Below are 20427 nucleotides of genomic sequence, written 5' to 3' on the forward strand. Positions count from 1 at the left end.
GCGGGGATTCTAACAGCATTTTTAGACCAATGCTAATAAATATGCTTCTTAGGATAGGATAGTATTTATCCTCGCTTGAAAGTAATCAACCAGTGTCAGAGGTTTCTGTGAGTAAACGACTATTAAAGTCAGGGCTGATTGTCAGTGTAATGACTTTTGTTTCCCGTGTCTTGGGGCTAGTACGTGATGTCGTAGTAGCAAACTTAATGGGGGCAGGAGCAAGTGCAGACGTATTTTTCTTCGCCAATAAAATTCCTAATTTTTTACGTCGGCTGTTTGCCGAAGGTGCTTTTTCTCAAGCCTTTGTACCAGTATTAACGGAATATCACGCCGCAGGTGATAAAGATAAAACTCGAGACTTGATAGCAAAGGTGTCCGGTACTCTTGGGGTGTTGGTTTCTATTGTTACGGTGCTTGGGGTATTAGGCTCTGGGGTTATCACCGCAATGTTCGGTGCGGGTTGGTTTATTGATTGGCTTAATGACGGCCCCTCGGCGCCTAAGTTTGAACTCGCCAGCCTAATGCTGAAAATTACTTTTCCTTATTTATGGTTCATTACGTTTGTCGCTTTATCAGGTGCAATCCTTAATACCATGGGCAAATTTGCGGTTTCGTCATTTACGCCTGTGTTCTTGAACGTAATGATCATTGCTTGTGCTTGGTTTCTTGCTCCTAATTTAGAACAACCTGAAATTGGTTTATCCATCGGCGTTTTTCTTGGAGGCTTAGTTCAATTCCTGTTCCAAATGCCTTTCTTGATTAAAGCGGGAGTACTGGTTAAGCCTAAGTGGGGTTGGAGAGATCCGGGCGTGGTTAAGATCCGCACGTTAATGATCCCTGCTTTGTTTGGTGTGTCAGTAAGTCAAATCAACTTGTTGTTCGATACTTTCATTGCCAGTTTTCTAGCGACGGGCTCGATCAGTTGGCTGTATTACTCGGATCGACTATTAGAATTTCCACTCGGTTTGTTTGGTATTGCCATTGCGACGGTTATTCTTCCTGCTTTATCTCGTAAGCACGTTGATGCTGAAGGAGAAGGGTTTGCTCACACCATGGATTGGGGTGTGCGCATGGTACTGCTGCTCGGTATTCCTGCGATGTTCGGTCTTATTGTGTTAGCAAAACCGATGTTGATGGTGCTGTTTATGCGTGGTGAGTTTTCTCCTCATGATGTTAATCAGGCTTCAATGTCTTTAGTGGCGTACGCTTCAGGCTTGCTGAATTTCATGCTTATTAAAGTATTGGCTCCCGGCTATTACTCTCGTCAAGACACCAAAACACCGGTTAAGTACGGCATCATTGCGATGGTGACTAACATGGTGTTCAACGCAATCTTCGCTTATTTCTATGGTTATGTTGGTTTGGCAATCGCAACGGCGTTGTCTGCGTTCGTGAACATGACTCTGCTTTATCGTGGTTTGCATCTAGCGGGTGTTTATCGTTTAACCAAGACTACATTGTTGTTTAGCCTTAAATTATTGATCTCAGGTACGGTAATGATTGGCGTGATTTTATGGCAGCTAGACAATATGCAATTGTGGCTTGATTGGGGCTTTAACCAAAGAGCGTTGACACTAACAGGGTTGATCGCACTTGGCGCCTTTGCTTATATTGTGTCGATACTGGTTTTAGGTATCCGAGTAAAACATTTAAAAGCAGCGACAGATTAATACTGATTAGTATATAATCCGTCGGTTTCACACAATAAATGATGTTAATAACAGGTTTTAGCTGATCACAATGGAACTGATCCGAGGTATACACAATATTAAAGCGCAGCATCATGGCTGTGTATTAACCATAGGTAACTTCGATGGTGTTCATTTAGGGCATCAAGAGGTTCTGAGTCAGGTTTCTAAACAAGCTGCAGCATTAGGGCTCCCTTCTGTTGTCATGACGTTTGAGCCGCAACCTATGGAGTTGTTTGCCAAAGGTAAAGCACCAGCACGTTTAACTCGCTTACGAGATAAATACGTGCAACTGAGTAAGCTAGATATCAGTCGTTTATTGTGTGTGAATTTTAATCAGTATTTTGCAAGCTTGTCGGCTGAAGCGTTCATTAAAGACCTTTTGGTTGATAAGCTTGGCGTGAAATTCTTGGTTGTCGGTGACGATTTTTGCTTCGGTAAGGGTCGTACTGGTAATTTCGCTATGCTCAAAGCGGCAGGCGAGAAGTATGGTTTTGAGGTGGTGAGCACCCAGAGCTATTGCTTAAACCAATTACGAGTAAGCAGTACTGAGATACGAAATGCGTTAGCGGCCAATGACTTGGCTTCTAGTGCTACCATGCTAGGGCGTGACTACAGTATCAGTGGTCGTGTTTCTCATGGTCGAAAACTAGGGAGAACTATCGGTTTCCCTACCGCTAATATTCCATTAAAGCGTTGTGTTTCTCCTGTATCGGGAGTGTATGTTGTTGAAGCTTTGGATATCGACGGTGTTCCTGTCGGTGGCGTTGCTAATATTGGACAACGACCAACAGTTAATGGGGTAAGGCAGCAATTAGAAGTGCACTTTTTTGACTTTAAAGCCAATTTATATGGTAAACAGTTAGAAGTACGACTTTTGCACAAACTGCGCGACGAGATAAAATTTGAATCGTTCGACGCACTAAAGAATCAAATAGAATTGGATGCTGAAGCCGCAAGGGTGTGGCTGCTTCAGCTAAAGAATTAATCGGATGATTCCACCGATTAACATAATGTCTAACTTCGCCCAATATAACGGAATTAAGAATCGATGAGTGATTATAAAGATACCCTGAACTTACCAGAAACAGGGTTCCCAATGCGCGGTAATCTGGCAAATCGTGAGCCAGAAATGCTGAAGCGTTGGTACAAAGAAGATCTTTACGGCGAAATCCGTAAGGCAAAGAAAGGTAAAAAATCTTTCGTACTGCATGATGGCCCTCCATACGCGAACGGCGACATTCACATTGGCCACGCGCTGAATAAGATTCTTAAAGACATTATTATCAAATCTAAGACCCTTTCTGGTTTTGATGCACCGTACATCCCAGGTTGGGACTGTCACGGTCTTCCAATCGAGCTAATGGTTGAGAAGAAGAAAGGTAAGCCTGGTCAGAAGATTTCGGCTGCTGAATTCCGCGAAGAGTGTCGTAAGTACGCTGCGGGCCAAGTTGAAGGTCAGAAAGAGAGCTTCAAACGTCTTGGTATCATGGGCGAGTGGGACAAACCTTACCGTACTATGGATTTCGGCACTGAAGCGAACATCATTCGTTCTCTAGGCAAAATCGCAGACAAAGGTCACCTTCTTAAAGGTTTCAAACCAGTTCACTGGTGTACTGACTGTGGTTCTGCTCTGGCTGAAGCTGAAGTTGAATATAAAGATAAAGTTTCTCCATCTATCGATGTGAAATTTACAGCAGCTGACGAAGCGGCGCTGCTAGAGAAATTTACTCTAGCTGAAGGTCATGCGGGTCAAGGCGAAATTTCTATCGTTATCTGGACGACAACACCATGGACTCTGCCGGCGAACCGCGCAGTATGTCTACGTGATGATCTTGAATACGTGCTTATCCAAGTTGAAGCGAATGGCGACCAACCAGCTCAACGTATCGTTGTTGCTTCTGATCTAGCAAAAGACGTAATGGACCGTGCAGGTATCGAGCATTTCCATAACCTTGGTTTTGCTACAGGTGCTGATCTTGAGCTTTCTCAGTTCAACCACCCGTTCTACGATTTTACTGTTCCTGCTGTTCTTGGCGACCACGTAACAACGGATTCAGGTACTGGTGTGGTTCACACTGCGCCTGGCCACGGTCAAGAGGATTTCGTGGTTGGTAAGAAGTACAACCTAGAAATCGCTAACCCAGTTGGTTCAAACGGCGTTTACCTGCCAGATACTGAGCTATTTGCTGGTCAGCACGTATTTAAAGCGAACGACTCTGTTTTAGAAGTTCTAAAAGATAAAGGTGCACTTCTGCATCACCACGCTTACGAGCACAGCTACCCACACTGTTGGAGACACAAAACTCCAATCATCTTCCGTGCAACACCACAATGGTTCATCTCTATGGATCAAGCTGGCCTACGTGCTAAAGCACTAGAGTCTATCAAGAGTGTTGAGTGGTTGCCTGAATGGGGTCAAAGCCGTATCGAAGGTATGGTTGAAGGTCGCCCTGAGTGGTGTATCTCTCGTCAACGTACTTGGGGTGTGCCAATTGCTCTGTTCGTTCATAAAGAAACAGCAGAACTTCACCCAGAAAGCCCAGCGCTTATTGAAAAAGTCGCGAAGTTAGTTGAAGAGAAAGGTATTCAAGCTTGGTGGGATGTAGACGCTGCTGAACTTATGGGCGCAGAAGACGCTGATAAGTACGAAAAAGTAATGGATACGCTAGACGTATGGTTCGACTCAGGTGTGACGCACTTCTCGGTTGTTGATTCTCGTGAAGAGTACAACTTCCCGAACGAAGAGCGTACTCACAGTGCTGATCTTTACCTTGAAGGTTCAGACCAACACCGTGGCTGGTTCCAGTCTTCTTTAATTTCATCTATTGCGATGAAAGACGAAGCACCATACAAGCAAGTACTAACTCACGGTTTCGTGGTTGACGGTAACGGCCGTAAGATGTCTAAATCTATCGGTAACGTTGTTGCACCTAAAGATGTAACCAACAAGCTAGGTGCAGATATCCTGCGTCTATGGGTTGCTTCTACAGACTACACGGGTGAAGTTGCGGTTTCTGATGAAATCCTGAAGCGTTCAGCTGATGCTTACCGTCGTATTCGTAACACAGCGCGTTTCTTCCTAGCGAACTTGAATGGTTTCAACCCTGAAACTGACCTAGTACCTGCTGAAGAGATGGTTGCACTTGATCGCTGGGCTGTTGGCCGTGCTCAAGCTGCACAAGAAGAGATTGTTAAAGCATACGGCGAGTACAACACTCACGGTGTGACTCAACGTCTAATGCAGTTCTGTTCTATCGAAATGGGTTCTTTCTACCTAGACGTAATTAAAGACCGTCAGTACACAGCGAAGCAGGGCAGCCATGCTCAACGTAGCTGTCAAACTGCGCTTTACTACATCGTAGAAGCTCTAGTTCGTTGGATGGCACCTATCATGTCGTTCACTGCAGATGAAATCTGGAACGAGATGCCGGGTGAGCGCGACAAGTTCGTGTTTACTGGCGAATGGTTCGAAGGCCTATTCGGTCTAGCTGAAGGCGAAGAGCTAAGCAACGAATTCTGGGCTGAAATCCAAACGGTTCGTGGCGCTGTGAACAAGCTTCTTGAAGATGCTCGTAAAGAGAAAACGATCGGTGGCGCACTGCAAGCTGAAGTGATTCTATACGCTGACGACGCACTAGCGGCGAAAATCAACAAGCTAGAAGATGAGCTACGTTTCGTACTTATCACTTCTGCAGCTGTTGTTAAGCCATTAAGCGAGAAGTCTGATGCAGCTCAAGAGACAGACGTTGCTGGTCTATTCGTTGAAGTTGCAGCTACTGAAGCTGAGAAGTGTGACCGTTGCTGGCACCACACTCCAGATGTAGGCACTATTGAAGGTCATGAGAAAGTTTGTGGTCGTTGTGTGTCGAACATCGACGGTGAAGGCGAAGTGCGTAAGTTCGCATAACAGCTCAGAGAAAGACTGAACTTTTTGTAAAAATCATAGCCCCAGTATCAACTGGGGTTATTTTTAATTATAGGAAATGTGTTTATACAAGTACGGTAATCAGGTCACTTAAATTGAGTAACAGTGAATACCAACTTCGTAAATACTAGGAATAGAAATGAGTGAAGTTTCGTTAAAACAATCTGGTGTGCGTTGGCTATGGTTGGCCCTAGTGGTCTTCCTTGCCGATATCGGCATTAAACTCTTTGTTATGGATAACATGGGTTATGGCTGGGCAAACCGTATTGAGGTTCTGCCATTCTTTAACTTTTTGTACGTGCATAACTATGGTGCAGCGTTTAGCTTCTTGAGTGATCAAAGTGGTTGGCAGCGTTGGTTATTTACCGGTATCGCATTTGCGGTAACAGGTATGCTGACGTACTGGATGAGCAAACTACCAGCTGCAGAGAAGTGGAATAACATTGCTTATGCGATCATCATTGGTGGCGCAGTAGGAAATGTGTTTGACCGAGTCGTACATGGCTTTGTTGTCGATTACTTAGACTTCTACTGGGGCACTTACCATTGGCCCGCATTTAACTTAGCCGATATGGGAATCTGTATCGGTGCTGCGATGATCATCCTAGATGGTTTCCGTAAGAAAGACGAAAGCAAATAGCTTGCCTCAAAGTCAGTCTATGACTCACAGAATAGAATAGCCCTAAGCGCTGTCGGTTGATTCCGACGGCGCTTTTTTTTATGCTTCAGTCAACAAGGAAGCAAAGCACAATGCATCCTCAAATAATAAAGAAATCTAAGGAAAGTAACGTGGCAGCAATTAAAAATGATTCAGCAGTAACTCTACATTTTACGATTAAAATGAAGGATGGTTCAGTTGCCGATAGCACCGAAAATATGGGCAAACCTGCAAAGTTCGTCATGGGCGATGGCAGCCTAAGTGAGAACTTTGAAGCGTGCTTACTTGGACTTGAAGCTGGAACTGAAAAGTCTATCGAACTGAAAGCGGAAGATGCGTTTGGTATGCCAAACCCTGATCATATTCATTATATGGATCGTGCTAAGTTTGTTGGTGATTCTGAAGTTGAAGTGGGTACTATCATGGCATTCTCTGGTCCTGATGGGATGGAAATTCCAGGTATTATTACTGAGATCGCAGGTGATTCAGTGACGGTTGATTTTAATCACCCACTCGCAGGTCAAGACGTTACGTTTGACGTCAATATCTTAACGGTAGAATAACTCTCTTAACGTTAGAATAAGATAGCCTTACTGCGGTGATGTCACCTAGAGCTTCACTGTCTAGACGCTTCACTGTAGAATGCGAACCTCGCTGACGGCGAACTCTATAGAAACAACCTTAGTACCGCGGTAAATGATGAGCAATGAAATGAAAATAATGTTAGCTAACCCTCGTGGCTTTTGTGCCGGTGTCGATCGTGCGATCAGCATCGTAGAGCGCGCACTTGAAATGTATCAGCCACCGATCTATGTTCGCCATGAAGTGGTACACAACCGCTTTGTTGTTGAGGGGCTCAAGCAACGTGGTGCTATTTTTGTCGAAGAACTGAGTGAAGTGCCTGACGACAATATCGTGATTTTCTCTGCTCACGGTGTTTCTCAAGCGGTTCGTAAAGAAGCGAAGGAGCGCGAGCTAACGGTATTCGATGCAACCTGTCCTTTGGTGACTAAAGTTCATATGGAGGTTGCTCGTGCGAGCCGTAAACATATGGAAGTAGTACTGATCGGTCACGCGGGTCACCCGGAAGTTGAAGGCACTATGGGTCAGTACGCGAGTCAAACAGGTGGTATGTACTTGGTTGAAAGACCAGAAGACGTACAAAAACTAGTGGTTAATGATCCAAGTAACTTACACTACGTGAGCCAAACTACGCTGTCTGTTGATGAAACGGCAGATGTAATTGAAGAGTTACGTCGTGTATTCCCTGAGATTCAAGGCCCTCGTAAAGACGACATCTGTTATGCGACTCAAAACCGTCAAGACGCGGTGCGTGAGATGGCGAATGACGTTGATGTGGTGATAGTGGTTGGTTCTAAGAACTCATCGAACTCTACACGCCTAAAAGAGCTAGCTGAGAAGCTAGGCACACCAGGCTACCTAACGGATTGCCCAGAAGATATTCAGACTGAATGGGTTGAAGGCAAGAAGAAAATCGGCGTAACGGCTGGTGCTTCTGCTCCTGAAGAGTTAGTTAACCAAATCTTAGATCGTATCCGCGAACTAGGTGCGACTGGCGTTGAAGAGATTCAAGGTCGCGAAGAGAACATGTTCTTCGAAGTACCTAAAGAGCTGCAGATCAAGCAAGTAGATTAATCTCTATTGATTCGAGACACTAGCGATTCGCAAACAGTTGATTCGCAAATACTATCGATTTGTAAACAGTAGGAAGCCAACGTTGATGCGTTGGCTTTTTTGATCGTGCTGTATGTCCCGTCCGAGATGTGTTTACTGAAGACCGAGCTGCTCTTTTAAAGTCTTGAGGTAACGACGGCTAACAGGGACTTCAAAGCCAGTCAGGGTAATGATCTCCGCTAATCCATTCTCTAACAGTTTGATCTCTTGGATCGACTTTATGTTGATCAAATACTGGCGATGACAGCGGATCAAATCGGTTTTTTCTTCCAAGATCTTTAGCGTTAACTGTGAAGTCGCGGTTTGCGATGAGCTACGTACATGCACCCCACTGATATCGGAATAGGCGCACTCGACCGTTTGGCTTGCCATGATCACAATGCGGTTATGACCAATACATGGAATCTGCTCTAAGTGACAGGGAGCAATCGCAGAGATGTCTTGTGCTGGCGCTTTCTGATTTTGTTTGATGACCTTATTCAGGCGACAAACGCTCTTGTTTAATCGACAAGGCTCGACTGGCTTAAGTAGGTAATCAAAAGCATTATCTTCAAAGGCTTGAATAGCATATTGGTCGTAGGCGGTGACGAATACCACGTAGGGCATGGTTTCCGGGTCAAGCATACTCAACAATTCAATACCGGTGACCTGAGGCATTTGAATGTCCAAATACACCACATCAGGCTTGAGAAGGTTGATCTGCTTAAGTCCTTCAATTGCGTTACTCGCTTGACCAATGACTTCGACTTCTCCGGTTTCGGTCAGAAGTTCAATCAGTTCTTCGCGAGCAAAAAGCTCATCATCGATAACTAATGCTTTTAACATCCTACAATCTTCATTTTTGTGCCATCCCTGCTTGATTCACGCTTATCTTTTTAATGTCTGCTAAATGTTACTACTGGGGGAGCTAACATCTATGAAAACATCATTATTTTAGTATAGGTATGATAAAGCTCATTCGAGTAAATTGCTGTGGTTGAGATTCTATTTTTAGTGCTGAATCTTGTCCAAAGAAATTAGTGAGTCGTTTATCAACAATCTCCATCCCTAATCCTACATGATCTTGAGATGGCTTCTGATAATTACCCGCGTTGTCTTCAACGGTTAACTTGAACCCACTCTCGAAAGCCTCGCTATAGATCTTCACTGTGCCACCTTCTAGCATGTTCGAAATGCCATGCTTGATGGCGTTCTCAACCAATGGTTGCAGGGTAAAGCTTGGTAGTTGTGACTCGTATAACTGTGGATCTATGTCCCATTCCACTTCTAACCGGTCGGTAAAACGTGCCTTTTCAATGGTGAGATACGCATTGACGTGTGCAAGCTCATCTTTGAGTTTCACAGTGTTGATGTTCTGCTTAAGGTTGCTTCTAAAGAAGTGAGATAGGTGCTGAATAAGCTCTCGCGCTTTATCAGGGTCACGGCGAGTAACGGCGCTAATCGTATTAAGCGCATTAAACAAGAAGTGTGGGTTCACTTGAGCGTGCAGTAGTTTGATTTCAGCTTGGGTAAGCAGGGTTTGTTGTTGCTGATAGTTGCTGAACAGGATCTGACTCGACAATAGTTGAGCAATACCTTCAGCCATCGACATGTTGATGGTTGAAAATAGCTTTAGCTTAGGCTCATACAGTTTGATGGTACCGACGACTTCGTTACCGGCACGCAGTGGGATAATCAGCGCAGAACCTAACTTACAATCTTGCGAAAGAGAACATTGGTATGGGTTCTCTTTGCCATCAAGGTAGATGATGTCGTTCTGTTCCATCGAAGTGAGCGTGCTTTGCGATGAAATAGGGGTATTTGGAATATGGTGTTCATCGCCAATGCCAACGAACGCGAGGATTTTTTCTCGGTCGGTGATCGCTACCGCCCCAACATTGGTCTCTTCGTAAACGATACGTACGATTTTTTGCGCGTTATCTGAATTAAACCCGCCATGCAAAATACCTACCGAACGCTCGGCAATAGTAAGTGCGCGGCGCGAGAAGGTTGCGGAGTATTTCTCGAAGATGGTTTTTCTGTCTTGGATGATGCTCATGAACAGTGCAGCGCCCACTGAGTTAGCAATGATCATTGGCGCGGCAATATCAGAAACTAGAGCGTAGGACTGCTCAAACGGTTTAGCGACTGCGAGCAGAATTAACATCTGAATGATCTCTGCAAATAGCGTCACAGAGAACACCACCATCGGGTTAAACAACTGGCTGGCTTTGTTCTTTCGGACTAAGTATACATGCAGCAAGCCACCAATCAGGCCCTCTGCAGTGGTTGAAATCGCACAAGCTAAGTCAGTAAAGCCACCTAATGAGTAGCGATGAATCCCGCCGGTAAAGCCTACGGCAAAGCCAACGACAGGGCCGCCAAACAGGCCTCCCATTACCGCCCCCATTGCACGAGTGTTGGCTATCGCGTCATTAATCTGCAGTCCGAAATAGGTGCCCATAATGCAGAACAGGGAAAACAGAACATAACAGCTGACTTTATGACTTAAGCGTGAAGAGATGCTTAACAGAGGGAGAATCAGCGGGGTTTTACTTAGCATGTAAGCAATCACTAAGTAGACACAAGTTTGTTGCAGAAGAGAGAGAATGAGTTCCATATTTTCACCTATTGAGACGCTTGTTAAGTGTAAAGCTCATTGCGTGGTAACGGTAGCTTTGCTTGTGTTTTCGTTGGTTATATCGAGTGACGATTGCTTCTCAATGCTGAGATACAGTAAAGCCCATCACAGAGGACGGGCTTTAGTCTTAATTTCCACGAATCACTGGGTGATTACGGGAGCAAGCGAAGTGTGTTTGGCTGTTGTTTTGTCTCTCAATGAAGACGTGTCTCTTTTATTCAAAGTCTGAAAGAACTAGGCAGTTTTGGTTACGCCTTTTGCTTCTTTCTCTTCTTCATCAGCAAGGTCGATATCACCTTTGCCTTTTGATATCTTGATAACGTAAGCCGCAATACCAAGTGCACTCACCACACCAATGATGGTCGAGATTTGCATTGGTAGACCGAAGCCTAGTTGGCTGTTGTTCAGGATGAATGTGATACATACAGATGTCATGAACACAGCTGGAACCGTAGTTACCCAGTGCAGTTTATTGTGACGAAGTAGGTAAGCCGAAGCTGTCCATAACATCATTACAGCTGTTGATTGGTTAGCAAAACCGAAGTAGCGCCAGATGATACCGAAATCAACTTGAGTCAAGATGCCACCGATAACGAACAGTGGCAGAGCCATCAGTAGGCGGTTACGCAGTGTTTTCTGTTCCATGTTGAAGTATTCAGCAAGGATAAGACGGCTTGAACGGAATGCTGTGTCACCAGAAGTGATTGGTAGGATAACCACGCCAAGGAAAGCAAGGATACCGCCGAATACACCCAGTAGACCAAATGAAGCGCTGTATACCACGTTACCTGGGCCGCCGTTTGCAATTGCGTCTGATAGAGACTCAACTGAACCGAAGAATGAAAGAGCAAGTGCACACCAGATTAGAGCGATGATGCCTTCACCAATCATTGCACCATAGAATACGAAGCGACCGTTCTTCTCGTTTTCCATACAACGCGCCATCAGTGGTGACTGAGTTGCGTGGAAGCCAGAGATTGCACCACAAGCGATAGTGATGAATAGAGCAGGCCAAAGTGGTAGGTCATTCGGGTTCATGTTGGTGAACATGTCTTTCATCTCGAAGCCACCCATGATTTGGTGCTCGTCAGATAGACCAATCGCAGTGATTAGGCCAACAGACATGAAGATAAGTAGTGCACCGAACAGTGGGTAGAAACGACCAATGATTTTATCGACAGGGACAATCGTTGCGATGATGTAGTAAGCAAAGATGATAACAACCATGGTTGTTGCAGACATCGCGAAATCAGTTTGGTCGTTCACTAGGTTAGTGATCATGCCTGCAGGAGCAGAAACAAATACCACACCAACAAGAAGCAGTAGAACAATGGCAAAGATGTTCATAAAGTGTTTTGCGCCATTGCCTAGGTAACGTCCAGTGATGGTTGGAACCGAAGCACCACCATTACGGATAGATAACATACCTGAGAAGTAGTCGTGTACTGCACCTGCGAAGATACAACCTAGCACGATCCAAAGCATCGCTGCTGGGCCGTAAAGGGCACCCATGATAGGTCCGAAGATTGGACCTACACCTGCAATGTTAAGCAGTTGAACTAGGTAAACCTTTGGTGTCGACATTGGAACGTAGTCCACGCCATCTTGCTTAGTGTGAGCGGGTGTTTGACGCTTTTCATTGATACCGAAAATCTTCTCGATAAAGGCACCGTAAATAAAGTAGCCACCAATGAGTGCTGCAACACAGGTAAGAAACCACATCATAATTTGTTATCCCTGAATGTATTAATTAAGTCAGGGTGTATATTAAAGAAGAGTATGAAAAGAAACTTCCGCTATGAGAGTGAGTGGTCGAATAGTCAATTAAGTGGTGTTATAACTGATTGAGTGGTTTGCTACGTTTGTAGAGCGGTTGGTTATTCGTGTTGAGAAGGCTCTTGCTTCTGGCAAGTGGTGATTTATCAGCTTTAAGCGGTAACCAATAGATATCAGTGGCAGATAACAGACATAAGTGGACATCAGCCAGTGTTCAGCGGAGAATCACCATAAAGGTAACGCTTCGTCAGGAAGTGGCTAGGTAAATATAAAGGACTGAAATGAAAAAAATAATCGCACTATTCGCCGTGGCATTTAGCCTTGCAGGATGCAGCGCCAATGTTCAAGATTTAGCCGCTGAGGGCAATTGGCAAGAGATTGGCTATCGTGATGGCATCAAAGGTCACACTCAGCGTTCGTATTCAGAGATGACTGAGCTTGGCGCAGTCGATCAAGCGAGTTACACAGAAGGTTACCATCTAGGTGTGACTGAATATTGTAATCCGAACCATGCTTATCAGATTGGTTTATCTGGTCAGGTGTATGAAGGCGTGTGCTCTGGTACGGAAGACGCTCAACGTTTCCGCATGGAATGGCAACGTGGCTGGGATGAGTTCTCAAACGACTATTAAGCCCAAGCTAGCGATAAAAAATTAAAACTAAAAAGACCAGTACCGCATGTGTACTGGTCTTTTTGTTTGTAGTGAGAGTAACAGAAGCAGATTACTGATTATTCTCGACTGCTTTTCTCAAGAAACCATTTTGCTTATCAAGCTGAGCCTTGGCCAATTCTAAATCTAGCCCGGTTAGAATCATCAAAATAGACAACTTCACATCGTAATCAGTCGTTTTAAGTGTCGAGACTGCCAGCGCTTTGTCGCATTCAGTTGCTTGGATAACGATACGAGCAGCGCGGGCAACCAACTTTTCATTGGTCGCTTTTACGTCGACCATCAGATTTTGGTAGCTCTTACCGATACGAATCATGCTGGCAGTCGTTAGCATATTAAGCACCAGCTTTTGTGCTGTACCTGATTTGAGTCGTGTTGAACCAGTCAATGCTTCTGGGCCAACCACCGGGCTAATTGCGATTTGAGCGATTTCAGCAATTGGAGAATCAGGGTTACAAGACAATGCAACGGTCACCGCGCCAAGCTGATTGGCATAGTTGAGTGCACCAATCACGTAAGGTGTGCGACCACTGGCAGCTATACCCACCACGACATCATTTTCTGAAAATTGAATCGCTTTCAGATCTTCAATACCGAGAGTCAGCGAGTCTTCTGCGCCTTCTTTGGCTTTTAAAATCGCCTCTGGTCCACCTGCAATTAGGCCGATAACCATTTTGTCTGAAACACCGAAAGTCGGTGGGCATTCTGATGCGTCCAACACACCTAATCGACCACTGGTGCCTGCGCCCATATAAATCAGTCGACCACCGTTTTGAAAGGCATGAGCAATTTTATCAACCGCTTTCGCGATCTGCGGCAGTTCCGCTTCAATCGCCAGTGGGACTTGTTTGTCTTGTTGGTTAATCTTTTCAACCACTTCGAGAGAGGTGAGCAGATCAATATCCATAGTATCAGGGTTTCTCCCCTCCGAAACGAGGTGCGAGAGCGCTGATATGAGAGCGTCGTTACTCATAATGATCCTTAAATGGTGATTCTAAAATGATGGTTCTAAAATGGTTTAGTCAGCACGATAGAGAACGCCTAGAGAGGCAGCTCTACTTGCGCCAGTCACTTCTGGTAAATTGCTTGGCAGTTGATGAACATGGCGTTGGGCAAGCCACGCAAAGGCCATAGCTTCCATATAATCGGCATCAACGCCTTTACTGGTGGTCGATTCCACTTCCCAACTCGGAAGCAATTCAGCCAACCTTTTCATCAACAATGGGTTTCTCGTACCGCCACCACACACATAGAGTGCAGGTTGGTTACCCAAGCGATAAGTTTCCACTTCATTGGCTATCGTCAATGCCGTGTATTCACAAAGCGTGCGTTGCACATCTTCTGCTGCAAGGTCTTTAAATTCTGTAAGCTGTTGTTCTAGCCACGGTAGGTTAAACAACTCTCTACCGGTACTTTTGGGTGGTAATTGAGATAGATAAGATTCATTCAACAGCTGTTCGAGTAAAGCTTGATTAAGTTGGCCTTTAAGTGCGAATTGCGCATCACGGTCAAACTTCTTACCCGTATGTTTATCAACCCAAGCGTCCATCAACATATTGCCCGGGCCAGTATCATAACCAAGCGTTGGCTGATTCGGGCGCAGTACTGAAATATTCGAGATACCACCAATATTCAACACTACAACTGAGCTGTCTTGCGGGTGAAAAATAGTGTGGTGGAAGGCGGGGACTAACGGTGCACCTTGTCCGCCTAATGCCATGTCTTTACGTCTAAAATCAGCGACGGTTTGAATCTGTGTTTTAGCGGCAATGATGTTGGCATCACCCAGCTGCATGGTAAATGGAGATTCGCCTGTTGGCTGATGAAACACCGTTTGGCCATGATTACCAATCGCAGTCACAGAAGATGCAGGTGTGTCTGACTTGTCGAGAAGTTGCAGAACCGCATCAGCAAATAGATGGCCAAGCTGGTGGTCGAGTTCGCCAATAGCAATCAAATCCGTTTTCTGACCAATACACACCTCAAGCAGACGCGCTTTGAGATCATCAGGCATTGGGAACTCATCATGAGCGAGTAATGTGATACGCGTATCTTCAATCGAAACTAAAGCAGTATCAACGCCGTCCATACTCGTCCCCGACATCACGCCGATATACAGTTCTTTATGATCCATTCCTAAGCTCTTGCACTGCATTCCTAAAGTCTTCCACAGATTGGTTTAAAAACATTGTAAAGCAAATTTAAAGAGAATAATCTCGGGAAGTTTATGAAATTAGGTTTAATAAGGGATAAATATGGGACCGTTGTGGGTTGATGTTGCAGGCTACGAGCTGACAGCTGAAGACAGAGAGATTTTGGAGCACCCAACTGTTGGTGGTCTCATCTTATTTGCTCGAAACTACCACGATAGCAAACAGTTATCGGCGTTAAATAAAGAGATTCGCAAAGTTGCAAAACGTCCTATTTTAATCGGCGTTGACCAAGAAGGCGGACGAGTACAGCGTTTCCGTGATGGCTTTTCAATTATCCCAGCAGCTCAAGAATTCGCGACTAAGAATAATGGCGAACAGTTAGCAGAACAAGCGGGTTGGCTGATGGCGGCGGAATTGATTGCCCATGATATCGACCTGAGCTTTGCGCCAGTATTAGATAAAGGCCACGACTGTAAAGCAATTGGTAGCCGAGCGTTTGGTGAAGATATTGAGACCATCGTTCGTCATAGCAGCGCGTTCATCAAAGGCATGAAGTCGGTTGGCATGGCGACAACAGGAAAACACTTCCCTGGACACGGTGGCGTAATTGCTGACTCACACTTAGAGACGCCATATGACCCTAGAGACGACATCTTTGAAACCGACATGGCAATCTTCAAGGCGCAAATTGAAGCCGGAATATTGGATGCCATGATGCCTGCACATGTGGTGTTCTCTCATTATGATGATCAACCAGCAAGTGGCTCTCAGTATTGGCTACAGAAAGTATTGAGACAAAAACTTGGCTTTAAAGGCCTAATATTCTCGGACGACTTAACCATGGAAGGTGCTGCTATTATGGGCGGACCAGCCGACAGAGCGAAAGCGGCCTTGAATGCGGGGTGTGACATGGTGTTGATGTGTAATAAACGAGATGCACAAATTGAGGCTCTTGATCACTTAGCGATTCAAGAAGTGCCTTTAGCCAACTCATTGTTTAAAAAGCACAGCTTTGATTTACCGACGCTTCACTCGGATAGCCGATGGAAAGAGGCCTCAGAGCAAATTAAGCGGATGTTAAACGCTGGGTGATAAATAAACACTCTATAAGTTTTAAGAAGGCGATATTAAAGATATCGCCTTTTTTGTATGTGCTTGGTGTGGTTAAGGCCTATTTGTGCCTCAGAACGAGCTAAAGATGGGATGTAAATTTATATTTACATTAAATGTTTTTTATTGTTTACACTTGCAATCGTTTTTGTAGCTGTTATTGTGTTTTTAAAGATTGTTAGCCCAAATGGAAATGTTGGGTGTAAAAATAAATATACAGGTTGAGTTATGCAGAAAAGTGAATTAAGCAATGTCAATATCATCGACGAACAGGTACTGATTACTCCTGAGGAGTTAAAAGCAAAACTGCCTTTGAGTGATAATGCTCGTCGTTTCATTCAAGAGTCTCGTCAAACTATCGCAAACATCATTCATAAGAAAGATCATCGTATGCTTGTTGTATGTGGTCCATGTTCTATCCATGACATTGAAGCTGCGAAAGAGTATGCGAAACGCCTAAAAGCACTTTCTGAAGAACTGAGCGATCAACTGTATATTGTAATGCGTGTTTACTTTGAAAAGCCTCGTACTACTGTTGGTTGGAAAGGTTTGATTAATGACCCTCATCTAGATGGCACTTTCGATATTGAGCACGGTCTGCATGTTGGTCGTGAGCTGCTGGTTGAACTTGCTGAGATGGAAATTCCACTCGCAACAGAAGCACTAGATCCAATCAGCCCGCAATACCTAGCAGATACCTTCAGTTGGGCGGCGATTGGCGCTCGTACTACTGAATCGCAAACTCACCGTGAGATGGCAAGTGGTCTTTCAATGCCAATCGGTTTTAAAAACGGCACCGATGGCAACTTAGGTACAGCAATCAATGCAATGCAGGCGGCTTCTTCTAGCCACCGTTTCATGGGTATTAGTCGCGAAGGTCAAGTTGCACTACTAACAACGCAAGGTAACCCAAACGGTCACGTGATTTTACGTGGCGGTAAGCAGACGAACTACGATTCAGTATCGGTACACGAATGTGAGCAAGAGCTGGGTAAATCTGGCTTAGAGGCTGCGCTAATGGTCGACTGTAGCCACGCGAACTCTCGCAAAGATTTCCGCCGCCAACCTCTAGTTGCAGAAGATGTGATTCACCAAATTCGTGAAGGCAACAAGTCGATTATCGGCCTTATGATTGAAAGCCATATTAACGAAGGAAACCAATCTTCGGATATACCTCTCAATGAGATGAAATACGGCGTATCTATTACCGACGCGTGTATCAATTGGGATTCAACTGAGGCACTATTGAAGCATGCACATACGGAATTAGTCCCGTTCTTAGAGAACCGTTTGAAAGGTTAGTCAGAGTTTTAAATTTAAGTGCCTCATCTAATGGGGCATTTTAAGATCTGTTACTAGCGAACTCAGCGTTAGTAGGGGCTTATAGATTAGTAAGGAATAAAATGGCCGTTGAACTGAACGAATTACGCGACCAAATCGATGCTGTCGATAAACAAATGTTGGATTTACTTGCTCAGCGATTGGCTCTAGTAGAGAAAGTCGGTGAAGTAAAAAGTGAACATGGTTTACCTATTTATGTACCAGAGCGTGAGGCTGCAATGCTGGCATCTCGTCGTCAAGAAGCCGAGAAAATAGGGGTTCCACCACAGCTAATCGAAGATATTTTGCGTCGTACTATGCGTGAGTCTTATGCCAGTGAGAAAGATTCTGGTTTTAAGTGTCTAAACCCAGAGTTACGTTCAGTGGTTATCGTTGGTGGTAATGGTCAACTTGGTGGCTTGTTTGGTCGTATGTTCAAACTGTCTGGCTACGAAGTGAAAATCCTCGGCAGCCAAGATTGGGATAAGGCCGACGAAATCTTAGATAATGCTGGCCTTGTTGTTGTTACGGTTCCAATTCACCTAACGGAAGGTGTGATTGCAAAACTAGGTAACCTACCAAGCGATTGTATTCTTTGTGATTTAACATCGATTAAGTCAAAACCGCTACAAGCAATGATGGACATGCACCAAGGCCCAGTGGTTGGATTGCACCCAATGTTTGGTCCTGATGTTCCTAGCCTTGCTAAGCAGGTGATTGTCTACAGTGATGGTCGTGGTTCTGAAAGCTACCAATGGCTACTGAATCAATTTGGTATCTGGGGTGCGAGCCTATGTCAGATGGATGCAGCTGAACACGATCACGGTATGACCTTGATTCAAGCACTTCGTCACTTCACCTCTTTTGCTTACGGCTTGCACCTGAGTAAAGAGAACCCGAACATTGATCAACTTCTGAAGCTAAGCTCGCCAATCTACCGACTTGAGATTGCGATGGTTGGTCGTTTGTTTGCTCAAGACCCGAACCTGTACGGTGACATCATTCTCTCTTCAGATGAGAACATTGAAATGATTCGACGCTTCCATAGCTGTTTCGGAGAGGCGTTAGAAATCCTAGATGGCAAAGATAAAGCCAAGTTTGTTGAGAGCTTCAACCAAGTGAGTGATTGGTTTGGTGACTACTCACAACAATTTTTGCAAGAGAGCCAAAGTCTTCTAAAACAAGCACATGACTCGATTCATCGTGGTTAATACGATTTGAAATCATAAAAAAGAGCGACCTGATGGTCGCTCTTTTTGTTTGTGTTGAACGCTATGAAAGCATTTGGCCTACTGTAGGCTAAATGCAATTAGATCATCATAGGCCAAATCAACAGGTTCTAGTTAGCTGTGTCTAGTTAGTCGTAATAGGTTTCTTACTATCTTCACTCGATACGGTGTCGATGGTTGAGCTAATGTAAGGCACGTTAGTCAGGTTGATCTGCAAACGAACCACATTATCAATCAGCTGAACCAGTGGGCCCCACTTAACCTTTTTCTCTTTTTCGAATACGTAGTTGAAGTTTTCCGGTGTCCAATCCATCAAGTATTGAGGGTTCAACGAACGGCCAAGGAAGCGTACTTCATAATGCAAGTGTGGGCCGGTTGAGTTACCTGAATTACCACAGCTCGCAATGACATCGCCTTTACTTACAAACTGACCGCTACGTACCTTGAACTTCTGTAGGTGCGCATAAGAACTCATGAAACCAAACGAGTGACGCATAGTGATAAAGTTGCCGAAGCCTTTTTTACTTGGGCGTACTGTTTCAATGACTCCATCTGCGGGCGCCACAATATCTTCACCACGCTTACACGTTAGATCGATACCAGTATGTACGTGGCGTTTACCTGAAATAGGGTTAGTGCGGCTACCATAAGAAGAAGAGATACGTTGATAAGCCATCGGGCTGTCGTTTGGAATCAAACGGAACATCGTGGCTCTTACTGCTGAATCGACTGCAGCCGCATCAATACGATCTTCTAAAGATGCATCATCGGTAAGCAGCTCTTCATCAGCAAGACCAAGTACTGATTCCACATCGAATACACGCTTACCAAGCAGTTGAATCGTGCCTTCTTTCTCAGTCAGTGTTTGCGATAGCGAATGGTTGGTTTCTACTTGCTCAGCATAAAGAAACTCAGTTTGCTCTTTTTCAACAATCAGAGTTTCAATCAACTCTTGTGCGTCACCTGCTTGCATCGCGAGTTCTTGTTTACTCTCGAAGTGCATGTACGCCGCTCCGCTAATCAGTAACGGTACTGAAAAAATGGCAGTGGTGCACATGAGCACGGCTTTTCGGCCGAAGTAAAACGTCTGTTCCCCCTGACTAGAGGGAATAGTGATGGAAATTTTTTTAGACATGGTTCTGTATTAACTAAATGCTTCTAATAGAAAAAGGGTAATGGAGATATCACTCTCTACCTAAATCGGTAAGGTGTTCAATCTCTCTATAAAGCAGTTCATCGTCACCAACGTTAAGCTCCACAAGGCGCTTAAGGTGGCTAATACTATCAATATCTAAATGCTCTATGCGTAAACGCATTGAGGTATTGATGGTAGAGACTATCGTTGCTTCTAACTGAATATTGATATCACTGCTTTCGAGCTTAAAGCTCACTTGAACAGGGATATCATGGCTAAGTTGTTTTGATTCATTGCATTGAATGAGTAAACCATGGAGTGATAAGTCTTGCACTGAGCCTGATACATTTACTTGCCCTTGTGAGATCTCAGTCGGGACTTGATAAATAACTCGTGAAAATTGACGTCTTTCAACCATAAGTGATCTCTCTATATCGATGCATA

17 protein-coding genes are annotated in these 20427 nt (G+C 44.6%); 10 read left to right on the plus strand and 7 right to left on the minus strand.

Translation table 11 applies throughout. The annotated features are described in order from the left end of the window. Positions 1-107: 107 nt before the first annotated feature. The 6 genes from murJ to ispH all read left to right on the plus strand — a co-directional run bounded on the left by murJ (position 108) and on the right by ispH (position 7930). On the plus strand, positions 108-1670 hold the full coding sequence (murJ, locus tag CWO27_RS10130; protein ID WP_032501129.1) for a murein biosynthesis integral membrane protein MurJ: 1563 nt from the start codon (positions 108-110) through the stop codon (positions 1668-1670). Positions 1671-1740: 70 nt separating this feature from the next. Beyond that, positions 1741-2676, plus strand: coding sequence for a bifunctional riboflavin kinase/FAD synthetase (gene ribF / locus CWO27_RS10135; RefSeq protein ID WP_102394040.1), 936 nt, complete (start codon positions 1741-1743; stop codon positions 2674-2676). 63 nt (positions 2677-2739) lie between these two features. Continuing rightward, positions 2740-5598, plus strand: a complete 2859-nt coding sequence (gene ileS / locus CWO27_RS10140) for an isoleucine--tRNA ligase (RefSeq protein WP_102394039.1) — start codon at positions 2740-2742, stop codon at positions 5596-5598. Between the two features lie 157 nt (positions 5599-5755). Then, positions 5756-6256 carry a signal peptidase II gene (gene lspA / locus CWO27_RS10145; RefSeq protein ID WP_102394038.1) on the plus strand — a complete coding sequence of 167 codons (501 nt, stop codon included), beginning with the start codon at positions 5756-5758 and terminating at the stop codon, positions 6254-6256. 149 nt (positions 6257-6405) lie between these two features. Next, positions 6406-6837, plus strand: a complete 432-nt coding sequence (gene fkpB / locus CWO27_RS10150; protein WP_017062866.1) for an FKBP-type peptidyl-prolyl cis-trans isomerase — start codon at positions 6406-6408, stop codon at positions 6835-6837. Positions 6838-6973: 136 nt separating this feature from the next. Then, positions 6974-7930, plus strand: a complete 957-nt coding sequence (gene ispH / locus CWO27_RS10155) for a 4-hydroxy-3-methylbut-2-enyl diphosphate reductase (RefSeq protein WP_102394042.1) — start codon at positions 6974-6976, stop codon at positions 7928-7930. A gap of 132 nt (positions 7931-8062) precedes the next feature. On the opposite strand, the gene btsR is transcribed toward ispH, so the two are convergent. The 3 genes from btsR to CWO27_RS10170 form a co-directional block, all read right to left on the minus strand. Then, positions 8063-8794, minus strand: a complete 732-nt coding sequence (btsR, locus tag CWO27_RS10160) for a two-component system response regulator BtsR (RefSeq protein ID WP_055319044.1) — start codon at positions 8792-8794, stop codon at positions 8063-8065. A gap of 103 nt (positions 8795-8897) precedes the next feature. Beyond that, entirely contained in the window at positions 8898-10568 is a 1671-nt protein-coding gene (locus CWO27_RS10165; protein WP_102432237.1) for a sensor histidine kinase, read from the minus strand. 255 nt (positions 10569-10823) lie between these two features. Further along, entirely contained in the window at positions 10824-12314 is a 1491-nt protein-coding gene (locus tag CWO27_RS10170) for a carbon starvation CstA family protein (protein ID WP_048669573.1), read from the minus strand. A 332-nt stretch (positions 12315-12646) separates the two neighbouring features. On the opposite strand from CWO27_RS10170, the gene CWO27_RS10175 reads away from it, so the two are divergent. Continuing rightward, the gene (locus tag CWO27_RS10175) at positions 12647-12997 is read left to right on the plus strand and encodes a DUF2799 domain-containing protein (protein WP_017098352.1); all 351 of its coding nucleotides are present in this window, start codon (positions 12647-12649) and stop codon (positions 12995-12997) included. 91 nt (positions 12998-13088) lie between these two features. On the opposite strand, the gene murQ is transcribed toward CWO27_RS10175, so the two are convergent. Both murQ and CWO27_RS10185 read right to left on the minus strand, forming a co-directional pair. Next, the gene (gene murQ, locus CWO27_RS10180; protein ID WP_048658073.1) at positions 13089-14009 is read right to left on the minus strand and encodes an N-acetylmuramic acid 6-phosphate etherase; all 921 of its coding nucleotides are present in this window, start codon (positions 14007-14009) and stop codon (positions 13089-13091) included. A 45-nt stretch (positions 14010-14054) separates the two neighbouring features. After that, positions 14055-15170: an anhydro-N-acetylmuramic acid kinase gene (locus tag CWO27_RS10185; protein ID WP_102432236.1), complete on the minus strand. Its 1116-nt coding sequence runs from the start codon at positions 15168-15170 to the stop codon at positions 14055-14057. 121 nt (positions 15171-15291) lie between these two features. On the opposite strand from CWO27_RS10185, the gene nagZ reads away from it, so the two are divergent. The 3 genes from nagZ to tyrA all read left to right on the plus strand — a co-directional run bounded on the left by nagZ (position 15292) and on the right by tyrA (position 18830). Next, a complete protein-coding gene (gene nagZ / locus CWO27_RS10190) occupies positions 15292-16281 on the plus strand; it encodes a beta-N-acetylhexosaminidase (RefSeq protein WP_102432235.1) in 990 nt (329 codons plus the stop codon). Positions 16282-16527: 246 nt separating this feature from the next. Further along, positions 16528-17601, plus strand: coding sequence for a 3-deoxy-7-phosphoheptulonate synthase (locus CWO27_RS10195; protein ID WP_017629783.1), 1074 nt, complete (start codon positions 16528-16530; stop codon positions 17599-17601). Between the two features lie 101 nt (positions 17602-17702). Next, positions 17703-18830 carry a bifunctional chorismate mutase/prephenate dehydrogenase gene (gene tyrA, locus CWO27_RS10200; protein WP_017071391.1) on the plus strand — a complete coding sequence of 376 codons (1128 nt, stop codon included), beginning with the start codon at positions 17703-17705 and terminating at the stop codon, positions 18828-18830. Positions 18831-18972: 142 nt separating this feature from the next. Here tyrA and CWO27_RS10205 read toward each other — a convergent pair whose 3' ends face one another. Together CWO27_RS10205 and CWO27_RS10210 are read right to left on the minus strand one after the other, a co-directional pair. Continuing rightward, positions 18973-19983 carry a M23 family metallopeptidase gene (locus CWO27_RS10205; protein WP_048669570.1) on the minus strand — a complete coding sequence of 337 codons (1011 nt, stop codon included), beginning with the start codon at positions 19981-19983 and terminating at the stop codon, positions 18973-18975. Between the two features lie 49 nt (positions 19984-20032). Next, positions 20033-20401 (minus strand): PilZ domain-containing protein, encoded by a 369-nt coding sequence (locus CWO27_RS10210; protein WP_048658078.1) that lies wholly within the window; start codon positions 20399-20401, stop codon positions 20033-20035. Positions 20402-20427 lie beyond the last annotated feature (26 nt).

It is taken from the genome of Vibrio sp. 10N.286.51.C3, assembly GCF_003050065.1.
In the GTDB taxonomy this organism is placed as follows: domain Bacteria; phylum Pseudomonadota; class Gammaproteobacteria; order Enterobacterales; family Vibrionaceae; genus Vibrio; species Vibrio crassostreae.

What these genes read in the sequence shown, in the direction of transcription:
- ribF (WP_102394040.1), top strand. Translation starts at nt 1,741, where the DNA reads ATGGAACTGATCCGAGGTATACACAATATTAAAGCGCAGCATCATGGC.
- ileS (WP_102394039.1), top strand. Translation starts at nt 2,740, where the DNA reads ATGAGTGATTATAAAGATACCCTGAACTTACCAGAAACAGGGTTCCCA.
- lspA (WP_102394038.1), top strand. Translation starts at nt 5,756, where the DNA reads ATGAGTGAAGTTTCGTTAAAACAATCTGGTGTGCGTTGGCTATGGTTG.
- ispH (WP_102394042.1), top strand. Translation starts at nt 6,974, where the DNA reads ATGAGCAATGAAATGAAAATAATGTTAGCTAACCCTCGTGGCTTTTGT.
- btsR (WP_055319044.1), bottom strand. Translation starts at nt 8,794, where the DNA reads ATGTTAAAAGCATTAGTTATCGATGATGAGCTTTTTGCTCGCGAAGAA.
- CWO27_RS10165 (WP_102432237.1), bottom strand. Translation starts at nt 10,568, where the DNA reads ATGGAACTCATTCTCTCTCTTCTGCAACAAACTTGTGTCTACTTAGTG.
- CWO27_RS10170 (WP_048669573.1), bottom strand. Translation starts at nt 12,314, where the DNA reads ATGATGTGGTTTCTTACCTGTGTTGCAGCACTCATTGGTGGCTACTTT.
- CWO27_RS10175 (WP_017098352.1), top strand. Translation starts at nt 12,647, where the DNA reads ATGAAAAAAATAATCGCACTATTCGCCGTGGCATTTAGCCTTGCAGGA.
- murQ (WP_048658073.1), bottom strand. Translation starts at nt 14,009, where the DNA reads ATGAGTAACGACGCTCTCATATCAGCGCTCTCGCACCTCGTTTCGGAG.
- CWO27_RS10185 (WP_102432236.1), bottom strand. Translation starts at nt 15,170, where the DNA reads ATGGATCATAAAGAACTGTATATCGGCGTGATGTCGGGGACGAGTATG.
- nagZ (WP_102432235.1), top strand. Translation starts at nt 15,292, where the DNA reads ATGGGACCGTTGTGGGTTGATGTTGCAGGCTACGAGCTGACAGCTGAA.
- CWO27_RS10195 (WP_017629783.1), top strand. Translation starts at nt 16,528, where the DNA reads ATGCAGAAAAGTGAATTAAGCAATGTCAATATCATCGACGAACAGGTA.
- tyrA (WP_017071391.1), top strand. Translation starts at nt 17,703, where the DNA reads ATGGCCGTTGAACTGAACGAATTACGCGACCAAATCGATGCTGTCGAT.
- CWO27_RS10205 (WP_048669570.1), bottom strand. Translation starts at nt 19,983, where the DNA reads ATGTCTAAAAAAATTTCCATCACTATTCCCTCTAGTCAGGGGGAACAG.
- CWO27_RS10210 (WP_048658078.1), bottom strand. Translation starts at nt 20,401, where the DNA reads ATGGTTGAAAGACGTCAATTTTCACGAGTTATTTATCAAGTCCCGACT.